We start from the raw sequence: 14767 nt of genomic DNA, 5'->3' as shown, positions 1-14767 counted from the left end.
GTGCGAAAGCAGCTCTTTTTTGTGTGTAAATAATACCTTGCCGAATTGGCAAGGTATTAAAGTTTTACTTTATTTTATTTTGCTTAGAAGTTGATTCAGTTTCTTTTGCATTGACTGTACTTCTTGTACCTATCATAACTAAATAGCATAGTACAGCAAACAGGCAAGAAATGAAGAGTGAATGTAATAATGCCATTGCTAAACTAGCATTTGTAAATACGACTAAAATCCCTACTATAGCTTGAAGTGTAACAAGGATAAATGAAATAATCCATCCCCAGTATACTACACGCTGCTGCTTGTAATGACGAATAGCTATAAACATTGCATATAGTATCCAAACGAATATTAACATAGCTGCAAGTCTATGCCCCATTTGGACCCACTCATGTAGTTGAGTTGGCATAGGTCTATTTTTACTGCATAAAGGGAAGTCTGGACAGGCTAAGGTAGCTCGTTCGTGACGTACTAAAGCTCCTGTGTAGACAACAATATAACTGTAAATTGTTACACCATAAATATGAAATTTCATTTTTTTGTCCATAATAAGTGAGCGTGCATCAAATTTCTGATCAATTTCAAAAATAAGACACGTTAACAAGATGACAGAAGCAAATGAAATTAAGGAAATACCGAAGTGAATAGCTAATACTGCAGGCATTTGTCCCCAAACAACTGCTGCCGCCCCCATTAATGCTTGTGCAACTAAAAATACGAAGGATAAAATTGCTAACGTTTTTGTTTCGCGCACATGTTTATAATATTTCCAGGACAAGATACAAAGAAGAGTAACAAGGATTCCTGCTGATCCCGATGTTAAGCGGTGACTTAGCTCAATAATAGTTTCCATTGATAAATTAGATGGAAACCATTCACCGTTACAAAGTGGCCATGATTTACCGCATCCTTGGCCTGAACCTGTTTTTGTAACTAAAGCGCCTCCTAGTAAAACTACTAATAAATCGAGACTTGTAATGACTGCTAACCATTTAATAAAGCGTTGCAATCTCTTTCACCATCTTTCTGCTATGAAGTTATTGAGAAATATTTTCATTCCATTATATATAGAATAAAACGTGCTACAGTCCTATGATATATAAAAAATAATAAAATAGCAAAGAAATGGAGGGCGAGGACAACGTACGTAGTATAAAGAAAAAAATGGGATTTTAAATACATATTTTAGGTGAAAATCAGGCTGTTTTGAAAAGAAATGGGGAGAATACATGCTAAATATGACAAAATAGTTTATTATAGAAGATAACATCATGGTATGATAAGGATAAATTAGAATAAAGTTTTTTAATGTTCGACACAAAAAGTTCATGTTTTCTTCACAAAATGTTCGGGAAATGTGATTTAATATATTGGAGTATGGGCGTAGATTAGTAGTAGAATGGGTTAACAATATTTCTACTGTAATAATATTGCTATATAGAAGCGAAATATTTCACATGAAATATATGCTTAGAAAGATGATAGGTTTAAGAGGGGGTTAAAGTGATGAACCATGCAACAAGTGAGCTGCATGATGAGTCAGCTGTTTCAAGTGTACCGGAAACAACTCGGTTACAAGATTTATCAGCGCTCGTTAAAATGGGTATTGTAAACTCAAATACACTTACTGTATTTACAGGATTTTGGTTGGCTTTATATTTTAATGGATTGAGTGTTATGGACAATCTGGATAAGTTGTTTTTCACAATCGTTGGTTCTGCATTAATTATGGCTGGGGTATGTTGTTTAAATAACTACATTGACCGAGATATCGATCCATTAATGGAAAGAACAAAAAACCGTCCAACGGTAACAGGTAAATATAAACCTGGCTTTGCACTTGCATTTGGACTTGTAATTTTACTTCTTGGCTTTGTATTTTTATTACTTACGACACCGATGGCAGTATTAATCGCATTTATTGGTGCCTTCACATATGTAGTTTTATATACATTATGGACGAAGAGAAAATATACGTTAAATACTGTTGTGGGTAGTATATCAGGAGCAGTTCCACCTTTAATTGGATGGGCGGCAATTGATCCGTCTTTAAGTCATCCAATTGCTTGGATGTTATTTTTAATTATGTTTATTTGGCAAATCCCACATTTCCTCGCATTAGCGATGAAGCGTGTTGATGAATATCGAAATGCAGGAATCCCAATGCTTCCTGTTGTACAGGGATTTGATATTACGAAACGTCAGATTATGATTTGGACAGTATGTTTATTACCACTACCATTTTATATGAGTGGGCTTGGAATAACATTCATGGTAATTGCAACATTGCTTAACATCGGATGGATCGCATTAGGGCTTTATGGCTTCCGTAAGCAAGATGACATCAAATGGTCCGTAAAAATGTTTGTTTATTCCCTGAATTACTTAACAATCTTATTTGTGTCAATGATTGTAGTTACATTCTTCTAAGACAACGACATGATTGGATTTCTTTACGTTGAGATTTACTTTACTTAACTATAAAGTGCAATCTAATTCACAAAGAAAGTGGGGGTTGTTTGTATGAAGAAACAGTGGCGACTGCTTTCGTTCGTTTCACTGCTGGCTTTACTGTTAGGGGGATGCGGTAAAGCTTTTCAGTCTACTTTAATTCCGCAAGGGGAAGTAGCAAAAATGCAATATGATTTGCTCTTGCTAGCGAGTGCAATCATGGTAGGAGTAGTACTTGTAGTTACTATTATTTTCTTATATGTAATTGTGCGTTTCCGACAAAAAAAGGGTGAGGAAGATTATATTCCAGAGCAAGTTGAAGGAAATCACAAACTAGAAATTATATGGACAGTTATTCCGATTATTCTTTTGTTAATCTTGGCTGTTCCGACTGTTACATATACATTCAAGCTTGCTGATGTAAGTGCGATGGAGAAAAAGAATATTGATAAAGATACTATCGTTGTTGATGTAACAGCGAATCTTTATTGGTGGGAATTTTCTTACAAATCAGAAAAAATAGTAACTTCTCAAGATTTAGTTATCCCCACAGGTAAGAAAGTGTATTTGAATTTGAAGGGTGCCGATATTAAACACTCGTTTTGGGTTCCATCTTTAGCTGGGAAAATGGATACAAATACAGATAATGTAAACAAAATGTGGTTAAAGGCAGATAAATCGGGCACTTATAATGGTTTTTGTACAGAATTTTGTGGCCCATCACATTCTTTAATGCAGTTCAAAGTGAAAGCTCTGGATGAAAGCGAGTACAAAAAGTGGCTTGCTGACATGAAGAAAATTGATGGGAAAAAAGAAGTAGCTTCTACAAAGGCGCAAGAGGGTCAAGAAATATTTAATAAAAGCTGTATTGGTTGTCATGCAGTTGGATCAAATGATAGTAGACCACCTTCTGCTCGTATCGCACCGAACTTAGCAAACTTTGCAGATCGCGATATGGTTGCTGGTATTGCCGAAAATAATGAAGAGAACTTAAAAAAATGGCTCAAAGATCCTGAAAATATGAAACCAGGTAATAAAATGACTGGTAAATATGGCAACTTAACGGATGATCAAATTAATGCATTAAATGCATATTTACAAACGTTAAAGATTGAAAAGTAAAGAGGGATCATTTGCGAAGGGGAGGTTGAAAACGTGAGTTCTGTAGCAAAAAAACAGGGGATGGGTGCTGTCATATGGGATTATTTAACGACAGTAGACCATAAAAAGATTGCCATTCTCTATTTAATTGCAGGTGGATTGTTTTTTGTAATAGGTGGAATAGAAGCACTATTTATTCGCCTGCAGTTAGCGATTCCTAACAATGCTTTTCTTGTTGGGGATGCTTATAATCAAGTATTAACGATGCACGGTACAACAATGATTTTCCTCGCAGCTATGCCACTCGTGTTTGCATTTATGAACGCCGCTGTACCACTTCAAATTGGAGCACGTGATGTGGCGTTCCCGTTTTTGAATTCGCTCGGATTTTGGTTATTTTTCTTTGGTGGATTATTTTTAAATTTAAGTTGGTTTTTAGGAGGAGCGCCTGATGCAGGGTGGACATCGTATGCATCTTTAGCTTTAGCCTCTAAAGGACATGGTGTTGATTTTTATGTACTCGGCTTGCAAATATCAGGTATTGGTACATTAATTGGAGGTATTAACTTCCTTGTTACAATTATTAATATGCGCGCGCCAGGGATGACTTACATGCGCATGCCGATGTTTACATGGACAACATTTGTAACGTCTTCACTTATTTTATTTGCATTTCCACCATTAACTGTAGGATTAGGACTTTTAATGTTAGATCGTTTATTTGGCACAAGTTTCTTTAATCCGGCACTAGGTGGGAACACGATTATATGGGAGCATTTATTCTGGATCTTCGGTCATCCGGAAGTATACATTCTTATACTCCCAGCTTTCGGAATATTCTCAGAAATCTTCGCCACATTTTCGAAAAAACGATTATTCGGTTATTCCTCGATGGTGTTCGCGACAGTATTAATAGGGTTTTTAGGATTTATGGTATGGGCGCATCATATGTTCACTGTTGGTCTTGGGCCTGTTGCAAATGCTATCTTCTCAGTTGCAACAATGGCGATTGCAGTTCCGACGGGTATTAAAATATTTAACTGGCTCTTTACAATGTGGGGTGGAAGTATTAGGTTTACAACACCAATGATGTGGGCGGTAGCTTTTATTCCATCCTTCGTTATGGGTGGAGTTACGGGCGTTATGCTTGCTTCTGCACCAGCTGATTATCAGTTTCATGATAATTATTTCGTAGTAGCACACTTTCATTATGTAATTGTTGGCGGTGTTGTATTTGGTTTACTTGCAGGTGCGCATTATTATTGGCCACTTATGTTTAATAAAGTATTAAATGAAACGTTAGGAAAGATAACATTTTGGTTATTCTTTATCGGTTTCCATTTAACGTTCTTTATTCAGCATTTTCTGGGTCTAATCGGTATGCCGCGTCGTTACTACACATATCTAGAGGGGCAAGGATTGGAAATGGGGAATATGATTAGTTCTATTGGGGCAGTGTTTATGGCTCTTGGAACGATTGTTCTTTTATTCAATGTAATAAAAACAACGGTATCAAAAGAGAAGGCTGGTCGTGATCCATGGGATGCGCGTACGTTAGAGTGGACAATGCCAGCACCTACACCGGAATATAATTTCAAACAGTTACCATTTGTTCGCGGATTAGATCCGTTTTGGATTGAAAAACGTGAGGGTAATAAAGAGATGACAGCAGCGGAACCGGTCGGTGATATTCATATGCCAAATTCTTCATTTTCACCATTTATTATTTCTCTAGGTTTATTTATAGCTGCTTTTGGTGCGATGTATATGCAGGGTGGCAAAGATAAATTTTGGTTATTAGTAGCAATTATCGGTTTAATCATTACATTTGGTACAATGTTCCTTCGTTCAGTAATTGATGATCATGGATATCATATTCATAAGGAAGATTTAGATGATAAGGGGGGCAAGGCGTAATGCATGTAGATGAGAAATTAACGAATGAAACATTTCCAGCAGAGCCTGAAAAAGCAACCCTTGAGGGAAAAAATAAGTTTGTTGGTTTTTGGTTATTTCTTGGAGGCGAAACAGTGTTGTTCGCTTCCTTATTTGGCACATATTTAGCATTAAAGAACTCTACAAATGGTGGACCAACATCTCAAGAGATGTTTCAAATGCCGCTCGTTTTCATTATGACGATGCTTTTGTTAACAAGTAGTTTAACGAGTGTATACGCAATGTATCATATGAAAAATTTCAACTTTAAGAAAATGCAACTTTGGTTACTTGTAACAGTGTTGCTTGGCTTAGGATTTTTGGGGTTTGAAATATATGAGTTTTATCATTATACGCATGAATTTAAGCATACTATGAGAAGTAGTGCATTTGGTTCTGCATTTTATGCTCTTGTTGGTACACACGGGCTCCACGTGTTGTTTGGATTATGTTGGATTTTAACATTAATCTTTAGAAACGCGAAGAGAGGTTTAAATTTATACAACGCACCAAAGTTTTATGTTGCATCAATTTATTGGCACTTTATTGACGTAGTTTGGGTGTTTATTTTCACTGTAGTATATTTGATGGGAATGGTGGGATAAACAATGGCGGTTAAGCAAACGAATAATCCTAAGGTGGATCTTGTTTATCGGAAGAGAAAAAGTGCAGAGGAAATGAAGCACCAAGTTGTTACATTTTCACTAATGATTTTTTTAACATTAGTTGCATTTGCAGCGGTGGCATATCCGAAAACATTTAGCCCGATTTTTTCGGTTCCATTTATATTATTGTTAGCAGTCATTCAAGTTATATTTCAGTTATATTATTTCATGCATATGAGTCATAAAGGGCATGAAGCGGCGAGTTTCTTCTTGTACTCTGGATTGTTAATTGGTTTATTAACAATATTAGCCTTTATGACAATTGTGTGGATTTAAACAGTGATAGTAGGGGGCTCTGATTTATCATAGCCCTCTTTTTATATGAAATATAAGGATTTTGAAAAGGTAGGTGTGGAAATGGAAAACTTATGGGTATTTGGTTTTCAAGCTTTATGGAGTCCAATTTTTTTATTATTTATGATCTCGATTCTTATTAGTTATTTTTTAATTATTGGACCATATAGAACGCGATTTGAAAATGCGACGAAGGTAAGTAAGAAGAAAATTTTTTATTTTACGACCGGGATTGTTCTTTTGTATTTTGTAAAGGGAGGACCTATTGATTTAATTGGTCATATTATATTTAGTGCACATATGTTTGAGATGGCAGTAATGTATATTGCGGTGCCGCCGTTATTACTGCTTGGTATACCAGTTTGGTTATATCGTTATATTACTTCTTTTAAGTTCGTTCAAATTGTGATAAAGTTTTTTGCTAAGCCGCTTATTGCGTTGTTTGTATTTAATGGCCTGTTTTCCTTTTATCATTTGCCAATTGTTTTTGATGCAGTAAAACAAAGTCAAATAGCGCATCCGATTTGCCTTGCTATATTGTTTTTTGCAGCAATGATGATGTGGTGGCCGATGTTAAATCCGCTGCCAGAATATCAAACTTTAAGTGATATTAAGAAGCTTGGTTATATGTTTGCTAATGGTATGTTATTAACGCCAGCTTGTGCGTTAATAATTTTTGCGACTGCACCATTATTTGCAACATATACAGATCCGGCCGCTTGGATGAAGGCAATGGAACTCTGTGTACCGGCGGGTACTTTATCAGATTTAAATATAACTGGACCAGAATTTTTACATTGGATGCCGGTAGTACAAGACCAGCAAACAGGTGGTATCATTATGAAAATTGTCCAGGAAATAGTGTACGGTACGATTATCGGTTATGTGTTCTTTAACTGGGCACGTAGAGAGCGTGAAAAGGATAAAGAGCAGCTGCAAGAGTTACCTCCTTATTTGCAGACGAAATAAAAACTAGCGCATCGTGTTAATGCGCTAGTTTTTTTGTTATTCAATAATTTGAAATTCTTTCAACTCTTTTTCAATATTTTGTAGGAGTTGTTCGCTTTTTTGAAGTACATTCGTTGGGAAAATCTCATCATCTCCATATTCAACGCCATGAGGATAATAATGTTTTCCTAATAAGGGTGGCAATAGTTTTACTTGAGCGTGTCTGCCGCCGATGTCACCTTCAACAGCAAATCCTTGTACACGTAAATAATAAATATCCTTTAATATTTCAAATTTATAATCATATGTAACGCGTTCGTAATCCCATTGTCCAGCAAGTACAAAATGATTGTTTTCCATAATCTCAGTTAAAAGAGTTAAATCGACGACTGCATCATTAAAGTTTGTATTTGTAAATTGCATAGAATACCTCCTTCTTTTAATGTTAGTGCATTATTTTTATAATAGTATGAATAATAAGAAAGTGCAATTCATATTGCGAGAAAAGGGATATTCCAGACTTTTTTCGTGAAAATATGATATAGTGAAAAGAGTACGGTACACACAAAAAAGGAAAGAAAAGGATTTGTGTATATCTCGATTTTATGCTTTGTTCAGGAGGTATATCGTTTGAAGAAATTATTGCGTATCGTAATGATTACATTTTTAATTTTAGCTGTTGATTTATACGGGAAGTTACTCGTATCACAATATATATTAACCCCATCTCACTCTAAGCAAGAAAATAAAATTGTGAAAAAGAAGAAGCAAGTAAATGAAGAATCCACAGATACTGTTTTAAGTATGATTGGTGGGGACTCTGAGAATTTATTAGCGAAGTGGGGCGAACCGTCTCGAATAGAGCCGTCTGCTTATGGATATGAATGGTGGGTGTATAACCAAGATTTAGCTCAGTATGTTCAATTTGGAGTTGCTGAACGTAAAGTTGTAACGGCGTATGTTGCTGGTGAGCAAGTTAAGGTGGCTCCCTATTATATAAATGAAAAGTATGAAGAGGTATATAAAAAGAATCCACTTTCACATGAGATTTCATTAAAAAGAGGAAAGAATAGTTATCAATTTGAGTTATCTGATACGGAAGTAATGGAACAACCGCTAGTACCTGTAGAAGATGGATGGGCACAATTATACTTTGATCACTTTACACATGAGCTTGTTGGTCTTCGTTATATGGATGATGAAACGTTATTACGACAAAGACCATATCAACTTGTTTATTCAGGTGAATTAATAGCGGAACAGCCGCTGACGCCAGAAAAAATGAAGCAAGTTGAAAATGGGAATATGCAACAAATTCTCGATTTAACAAATGTTATTCGAAGTCGTCATCAATTACCGTTGTTAACCTGGGACCAACAAACTGCAGATGTTGCATTTGGCCATAGTAAAGATATGAAGGATAATAATTATTTTTCACACGATTCACCTACTTTTGGTACGTTAGGAGATCGTTTGCAACGTGGGCAAGTGGCTTTTCAACTTGCTGGTGAGAATATAGCGGCGCAACATAGTGATGGAATTGCGGCGGTACAAGGTTGGTTAAATAGTGAGGGTCACAGAAAGAATGTATTAAATGAACAATTTACTGGATTAGGTGTTGGGGTATATGATAAATTTTACACTCAAAACTTTATCCGAAAATAAAATGAAACTTTAATCAGTGGGAGTCTTACTGTCCACAAATAGGGAGATAAAAAGGTGCATGAATCGTCTAAAAATAGGCGAACCATGTGCCTTTTTTTTCTTACAATATAGTAGATATACATGAAGAGGTGAGGATTATGCCAACAACAAAAGGGCCGTTACATCCATCGGTTCAACAGTTTAAAGAGTTTGTAAACCATCACCCTAAAATGGTTCATGAGGTTAGAAGTGGTCAAAAAACTTGGCAGCAATTTTATGAAGAATGGTACTTACTTGGTGAAGAAGATCAAATATGGACAGCGTATAGACCTGATGGAGCACCTGCTTTTTCTTCGGTAAAAGAAAATAAAGAAGAAAAAGAAAGTCGAACAGAAGAGGAAAAAACTGCTGATGTGATGGGGCAAATGCTTTCTTTCTTTAAAAAGTTAGACGTAGAGCAAATGCAACATCATTTAGCAAATGTAACGAGTGCGATTGGTAGCGTGCAACAAGTTATCCAACAATTTCAAGGGAACCGTGCGCAGCCAGAACAAAGTACTTCTGAAAATAATCCTTTTTTCTTTCAAAAGGATTAGGGGGAAAGAGGATGAGAGCAGAGCTTATGGAGTTTATAAAAGCTGATGAGGATTTAGCTCGCTATATTCGGGAACAGCCATACTGGTACCGGAAATTGACGCGTAACCCAGAAGAAAAAGAAGCTTTTGAGTTAGCTGCCATGCAGCATTTCAAAAAAACGATACCAGATAAAGTGGAAAAATTTCAAAATCAATTGGCGGTTGCTTCAATTATGATTGATATGTTCCAGTATATGAAGCAGCAAAATACGACGTAATTGGAAGGGAAAACTATGTCCGTTATGCAAAACTTTTGTTACAATAGAATCGCATTATTTAAAAAAGGAGTTGCAGCATGACGGAAATTTGTTTAGTACGACATGGACAAACTGATTGGAACTTTCAAGAGATTATTCAAGGGCGCGAAGATATTCCACTTAACGAGGTTGGGAAGAAGCAAGCGAGTCAAAGTGCAGCTGCTTTGCAAGCGGAATCGTGGGATATAATTATAAGTAGTCCGTTAATTAGAGCGCAAGAAACAGCTAAGGAAATTGCTGGGGCTATTGGATTACCATCTATTTTATTAGATGAGCGATTTATGGAACGTAATTTTGGGGAAGCTTCTGGGAAGCCAGTTGCGGCCGTTAGAGAGTTAATTGCAGAAGGTAATGTAGAAGGAATGGAGCAGGATAAAGAAATTGTAGAGCGCTGTTTTACGGCTTTACAAGAGGTTGCAGTAGCACATGGAGATAAACGTATTATCATTGTTGCGCATTCACATGCAATAAAAGCTATTTTACACGCAATTGCACCAGATGAAATTACATTTAAAACGCCGTTAAAAAACGCATGTATTAGCTACGTGAAAGAGAATAGCGGGAAATGGGATGTTCTTAAATATAATATTGCGGAGCATATTAGTGTATAAGAGTGCAAGGGGATGGTATGAAAAGTAGTTAGTATCATATCTTTCTTTTAGGTGAGACACTTCAATTAGTAGTTCTGTTCCAAATGTGTTATGATGAATACTCGGAGGTGTCTCTCATGATTGTAGCGACGCTGGAAAGCGTATTGATTTTAGATAAGGCAGAGCAGCTTGCAAAAGCGATTATCTGTTCAGATATAGCAGAAGATTATCGTAAGTATTATAAGGATTTACAAGAAGATATAGAGGTCCAGACGCTAATTCAGCAATTTACAGTGATGAAAGAGCGATACGAAGAAGTGCAACGTTTTGGTAAATATCATCCTGATTATACTTTCGTTTCAACGAAAATGAGGGAATTAAAGCGTTCTGTAGATATGCATGATAAGGTTGCAGCCTTTAAAAGAGCAGAAACTGCTTTACAAAAGTTATTAGATGAAGTTAGTGTAGCAATAGGTTCTGAGGTGTCATCTTCCGTTAAAGTCCCAACAGGAAATCCGTTTTTTGATGCGGGTGGCTGTGGCGGTGGTTGTGGTACCGGAGGCGGTTGTGGTTGTAAAAAAACGGGGTAATTTACCCTGTTTTTTAGAATATAGAAGAAAACGTATACAGAGTTTGTCCTTTAATGTCATAAATTTTTGATTGGTTTTCATAAAATATAAGAATATAAGTTTTTAAAAGGAGAAGATGGAGAAGATTATGTTCGGGCAACGACAAAGTATGATTGTTTATTTACATTCATTGAAACATGCCAAGATTTTAAGGAAATATGGTAACATTCATTACATATCAAAACGTTTGAAATATGCCGTTGTATATTGTGATATGGAACAAATTGAGCATATGATGCAAAAATTGAATAAACTTCCTTTTGTGAAAAAAGTAGAACAGTCGTATCGCCCATTTTTAAAAACAGAATTCGAAAATTCGCGTCCTGATCGGGCAAAAGAATACGATTATAGCTAAGTGAAAAAATCCCCTGCTAAATTTAGCAGGGGATTTTTTTATTTGAAATAACGTTTTATTTCATTGGAGGAATGAAATTGTTCATTCGTAAAATACCAATTAGATGATTAAAAAATAGTTCTTTTTCAGGGAAAGTTGTTGATGGTTTTACAGTAAAGGGAGTAACTTTTTTCCCTATTTGTTCCGCCATTTCTTCAAATAAAACGACACGTTTACTTTTCTTATTTTCCAGTAAAGGAATGCCTTCACGACATATGTATAATGGTTGGAAATCACCAGTAGTTGTCGGTTTTAGTATTACAACAAGTGAACACATTTTTTTTTCGTTTTTTACAGTTTCGAATTGTAACATATGTGTTACACGTTCTTGGTTTGTTTTGGCAATTTCAAGTAATTCATATAAGTCAGAGTAGCCTTCTCCGAGTTCTATAAAGCGTTGAATCATATTTTTTCCTCCTCTTTCTTTTACTGTACCATCTCACTTTTTAAATGAAAAGTAGACAAATAAAAAAACCCTGCAAAGCAGGGCCCTTCTAATACTAGTATGTACTACTAGTAAGAAGGCAAAGGGAGAGGAGAAACCGGAGGAAGAACTTATGGGGAAACGTAAGTCTTCTCCGCGGTTGGCAACAACATCGAAGATGATGTTGTTATATTTATTTATGTCCAATCTGAATGAAGATATACATAATGAAATTAAAATTTATGTTAGGCTTTTTATTTTTCTTTTTTTTATTTTATGATAGGATAAAAAAGGTAAAGTGGAACTGATGTACATAAAGGGTTTTTGTTCGCAAATAGTGAGATGAATATGCAAGAAATAGCGAACGGTTATTTTAACTAAAGTTCTCTATAGGTTAAGTAACGAATTAGTGAAGAATTGTATGGTTTGGTAGCGGTTACTGACTTGAGATGGATTTACTGTAATCGCTCGATAGATTGAAATAAAGGTAGTGACAACAGATGAGAGTAGTTTCAGGAAAATGTAAAGGGCACCCACTTAAAGCGGTACCTGGTAATACAACACGTCCAACGACAGATAAAGTGAAAGAATCTATTTTTAATATGATAGGTCCTTATTATGATGGTGGTATCGCTCTTGACTTATTTGGTGGTAGTGGTGGTCTTGGAATTGAGGCCATAAGTAGAGGGATTGATAAAGCGATTTTTGTTGACCGAGATAGTAAAGCGATAAAAGTCATTCATCAAAATTTAGAAAGCTGTAGAATACAAGAACAAGCTGAAGTGTATCGAAATGATGCGGAACGGGCGGTAAAGGCGCTTATAAAGCGTGAAATATCATTCGATCTTATACTAATAGACCCTCCATATAAAGGTCAAAAAATTGTGTCTTTAATTAGTGTGATCGATCAACATGGATTGTTAAATAAAGATGGCATCATTATGGCAGAGCATGGGGATGACGTGGTTTTACCTGATTCCATAGGAGAACTTGTAAAAGTACGGGCAGAAAACTACGGGATTACAGCAATTTCGATTTATAAGTATGAAGGTGAGGGGACAGAATGACAAGTATAGCTATTTCTTCAGGGAGTTTTGATCCAATTACCCTTGGACATTTGGATATTATTAAAAGGGGAGCAAAAGTATTTGATGAAGTATATGTAGTTGTTTTAAACAATTCATCAAAAAAACCATTCTTTTCGGTAGAAGAACGCCTAGAGTTAATTCGAGAGGCGACAAAGGATATACCGAATGTAAAAGTTGATTCACATAGTGGATTATTGGTGGAATATGCAAAAATGCGTAATGCAAATGCAATATTACGTGGTTTGCGAGCGGTTTCTGATTTTGAATATGAGATGCAAATTACTTCAATGAATCGAAAATTAGACGAAAATATCGAAACCTTCTTCATTATGACAAATAATCAATATTCATTTTTAAGTTCAAGTATTGTGAAAGAAGTTGCGAGATATGGGGGAAGTGTAGTAGACCTTGTTCCTCCGATTGTAGAGCGTGCTTTAAAAGAAAAGTTTCAAACCCCGTTAAAGTGAACGGGGTTTTTCTTTATGAATGCGTAAAAACAATAAGATAACATATAAATATAAACAAAATAAGGTGAAGATTGGTCCATAGTGTATAAATGATGTCCAAATATCAGTTAGTGTGTAAGAATGATTCAATAAAAATACGGGAAGATCTTCTTGCGTAGGCGAGAAAGAATGAACCTTTTCATAAAATGGCCCCCAAAATATAAAAGTGAAAATAGGAGCGAGAATACTTTGGATAATTCGAGCTAAAAAATATGGTTTAAAGCGGATATCTGTCTCCGCTAATATGCTTGCTACTTGTGCCTGAATAGAAAGGCCGCTAAATGCTAAAATGAAGCTTGTTACCATCGCTTGTTGAAGAAGTGTTGATTCATTAATTTGACTAATCATTTGGCTTCCAAGCGTCATTTCAAAAATACCGGATAATATCGGAATACTAAATTGGGATGTAAGTTGGAAGAATGATAAAATATGTTGCATAATAAAAGAAAGCGCTTCTGTAATTTCGAAAACAGTAATCATTTTATTTAAAACAGAGAATAAAATAATAAACCCACCAATCATGAGCAATGTTTGAATAGAAGAAACGATAGCGTCACCGAGTAGTTTTCCAATCGGTCTTTTTTCTTGCATACGTGTTTGGTGGAGGATGGAAAAAGGGTTTTGAAAGGCACGCTTTTGATTCGTATGTTTGTCTTTTATGTAAGTATCGTTATTACCATAAAAGCGCATAAGTAATCCGACGATAAAGTTACTTATATAATGTGCTGCTGCTAATACGAGCCCTAATTTCGGATTATTGAAAAAACCAATAGAAACCGCTCCGAAAATAAAAAGTGGATTAGAAGAATTTGTGAAAGATACGAGTCGTTCCGCTTCGATTTGTGTTAGTTGATTGCTCTTGCGTAGTCTAGCGCTTAATTTGGCGCCAGCGGGGAATCCTGAAGCCATTCCCATTGCCCAAACAAACCCACCTACCCCTGGAACACGAAACAGTGGACGCATTAGTGGTTCTAATATAACACCGATAAATTTTACAATACCAATACTGATTAGAAGTTCCGCAATGATGAAAAACGGTAGTAGTGAAGGGAATACAACTTCCCACCATATATTTAACCCGCGAATTGAAGCTTGCAAAGCAGCTTGGGGGTGAAGTACAAGAGAAAAGGTTAAAAATAACATTGATATGGTAAGAAAAGCAGTTTTCCATTTTTCGTACATGTAAGAAAATCCCCCTTTGTCCCAAAA

Annotated in this window: 18 protein-coding genes; 14 read left to right on the top strand and 4 right to left on the bottom strand. The window is 35.8% G+C overall.

Annotated elements, in window-relative coordinates:
* Positions 1 to 64: 64 nt before the first annotated feature.
* Positions 65 to 1006: a heme A synthase gene (gene ctaA / locus JTF23_RS05575; RefSeq protein WP_128281141.1), complete on the bottom strand. Its 942-nt coding sequence runs from the start codon at positions 1004 to 1006 to the stop codon at positions 65 to 67.
* Between the two features lie 497 nt (positions 1007 to 1503).
* Here ctaA and ctaB point away from each other — a divergent pair, with 497 nt between their 5' ends.
* The 6 genes from ctaB (at position 1504) to ctaG (ending at position 7412) form a co-directional block, all read left to right on the top strand.
* A complete protein-coding gene (gene ctaB, locus JTF23_RS05570; protein ID WP_002199498.1) occupies positions 1504 to 2427 on the top strand; it encodes a protoheme IX farnesyltransferase in 924 nt (307 codons plus the stop codon).
* 93 nt (positions 2428 to 2520) lie between these two features.
* A complete protein-coding gene (gene coxB, locus JTF23_RS05565) occupies positions 2521 to 3570 on the top strand; it encodes a cytochrome c oxidase subunit II (protein ID WP_002088304.1) in 1050 nt (349 codons plus the stop codon).
* Between the two features lie 60 nt (positions 3571 to 3630).
* Positions 3631 to 5466, top strand: coding sequence for a cytochrome c oxidase subunit I (gene ctaD / locus JTF23_RS05560; RefSeq protein ID WP_171903074.1), 1836 nt, complete (start codon positions 3631 to 3633; stop codon positions 5464 to 5466).
* Entirely contained in the window at positions 5466 to 6089 is a 624-nt protein-coding gene (ctaE, locus tag JTF23_RS05555) for a cytochrome c oxidase subunit III (RefSeq protein ID WP_000557861.1), read from the top strand. The genes ctaD and ctaE overlap by 1 nt, the downstream gene beginning before the upstream one ends.
* Before the next feature lie 3 nt (positions 6090 to 6092).
* Complete coding sequence (gene ctaF / locus JTF23_RS05550) at positions 6093 to 6425, top strand: cytochrome c oxidase subunit IVB (protein ID WP_002014776.1); 333 nt, start codon at positions 6093 to 6095, stop codon at positions 6423 to 6425.
* A gap of 81 nt (positions 6426 to 6506) precedes the next feature.
* Positions 6507 to 7412: a cytochrome c oxidase assembly factor CtaG gene (gene ctaG, locus JTF23_RS05545; protein WP_204208253.1), complete on the top strand. Its 906-nt coding sequence runs from the start codon at positions 6507 to 6509 to the stop codon at positions 7410 to 7412.
* Between the two features lie 36 nt (positions 7413 to 7448).
* On the opposite strand, the gene JTF23_RS05540 is transcribed toward ctaG, so the two are convergent.
* A complete protein-coding gene (locus JTF23_RS05540; RefSeq protein WP_002066906.1) occupies positions 7449 to 7814 on the bottom strand; it encodes a YugN family protein in 366 nt (121 codons plus the stop codon).
* Positions 7815 to 8021: 207 nt separating this feature from the next.
* Here JTF23_RS05540 and JTF23_RS05535 point away from each other — a divergent pair, with 207 nt between their 5' ends.
* The 6 genes from JTF23_RS05535 (at position 8022) to JTF23_RS05510 (ending at position 11501) form a co-directional block, all read left to right on the top strand.
* On the top strand, positions 8022 to 9056 hold the full coding sequence (locus JTF23_RS05535) for a CAP domain-containing protein (protein WP_002111471.1): 1035 nt from the start codon (positions 8022 to 8024) through the stop codon (positions 9054 to 9056).
* 137 nt (positions 9057 to 9193) lie between these two features.
* Positions 9194 to 9631, top strand: coding sequence for a YlbD family protein (gene ylbD / locus JTF23_RS05530; protein WP_002111470.1), 438 nt, complete (start codon positions 9194 to 9196; stop codon positions 9629 to 9631).
* An 11-nt stretch (positions 9632 to 9642) separates the two neighbouring features.
* On the top strand, positions 9643 to 9888 hold the full coding sequence (locus tag JTF23_RS05525; RefSeq protein WP_002014770.1) for a YlbE-like family protein: 246 nt from the start codon (positions 9643 to 9645) through the stop codon (positions 9886 to 9888).
* Positions 9889 to 9965: 77 nt separating this feature from the next.
* Positions 9966 to 10538 carry a histidine phosphatase family protein gene (locus JTF23_RS05520; protein ID WP_002160690.1) on the top strand — a complete coding sequence of 191 codons (573 nt, stop codon included), beginning with the start codon at positions 9966 to 9968 and terminating at the stop codon, positions 10536 to 10538.
* 116 nt (positions 10539 to 10654) lie between these two features.
* The gene (locus tag JTF23_RS05515) at positions 10655 to 11107 is read left to right on the top strand and encodes a YlbF/YmcA family competence regulator (protein ID WP_002111468.1); all 453 of its coding nucleotides are present in this window, start codon (positions 10655 to 10657) and stop codon (positions 11105 to 11107) included.
* A 127-nt stretch (positions 11108 to 11234) separates the two neighbouring features.
* Positions 11235 to 11501: a YlbG family protein gene (locus JTF23_RS05510; protein WP_002088292.1), complete on the top strand. Its 267-nt coding sequence runs from the start codon at positions 11235 to 11237 to the stop codon at positions 11499 to 11501.
* A 55-nt stretch (positions 11502 to 11556) separates the two neighbouring features.
* On the opposite strand, the gene JTF23_RS05505 is transcribed toward JTF23_RS05510, so the two are convergent.
* Positions 11557 to 11946 carry a DUF7147 family protein gene (locus JTF23_RS05505; protein WP_002111466.1) on the bottom strand — a complete coding sequence of 130 codons (390 nt, stop codon included), beginning with the start codon at positions 11944 to 11946 and terminating at the stop codon, positions 11557 to 11559.
* 518 nt (positions 11947 to 12464) lie between these two features.
* On the opposite strand from JTF23_RS05505, the gene rsmD reads away from it, so the two are divergent.
* Both rsmD and coaD read left to right on the top strand, forming a co-directional pair.
* A complete protein-coding gene (gene rsmD / locus JTF23_RS05500) occupies positions 12465 to 13031 on the top strand; it encodes a 16S rRNA (guanine(966)-N(2))-methyltransferase RsmD (protein ID WP_002066890.1) in 567 nt (188 codons plus the stop codon).
* Positions 13028 to 13519, top strand: coding sequence for a pantetheine-phosphate adenylyltransferase (coaD, locus tag JTF23_RS05495; RefSeq protein WP_000200601.1), 492 nt, complete (start codon positions 13028 to 13030; stop codon positions 13517 to 13519). Before rsmD ends, coaD begins: the two co-directional genes overlap by 4 nt.
* On the opposite strand, the gene ylbJ is transcribed toward coaD, so the two are convergent.
* Positions 13511 to 14740, bottom strand: a complete 1230-nt coding sequence (ylbJ, locus tag JTF23_RS05490) for a sporulation integral membrane protein YlbJ (protein ID WP_016106037.1) — start codon at positions 14738 to 14740, stop codon at positions 13511 to 13513. The genes coaD and ylbJ overlap by 9 nt on opposite strands.
* Positions 14741 to 14767: the final 27 nt, after the last annotated feature.

This window comes from Bacillus sp. RIT 809 (assembly GCF_016892495.1).
GTDB lineage: Bacteria > Bacillota > Bacilli > Bacillales > Bacillaceae_G > Bacillus_A > Bacillus_A cereus_U.
The sequence above is the reverse complement of the archived record's forward strand: the minus strand, read 5'-3'. Positions and strand labels throughout refer to the sequence as shown.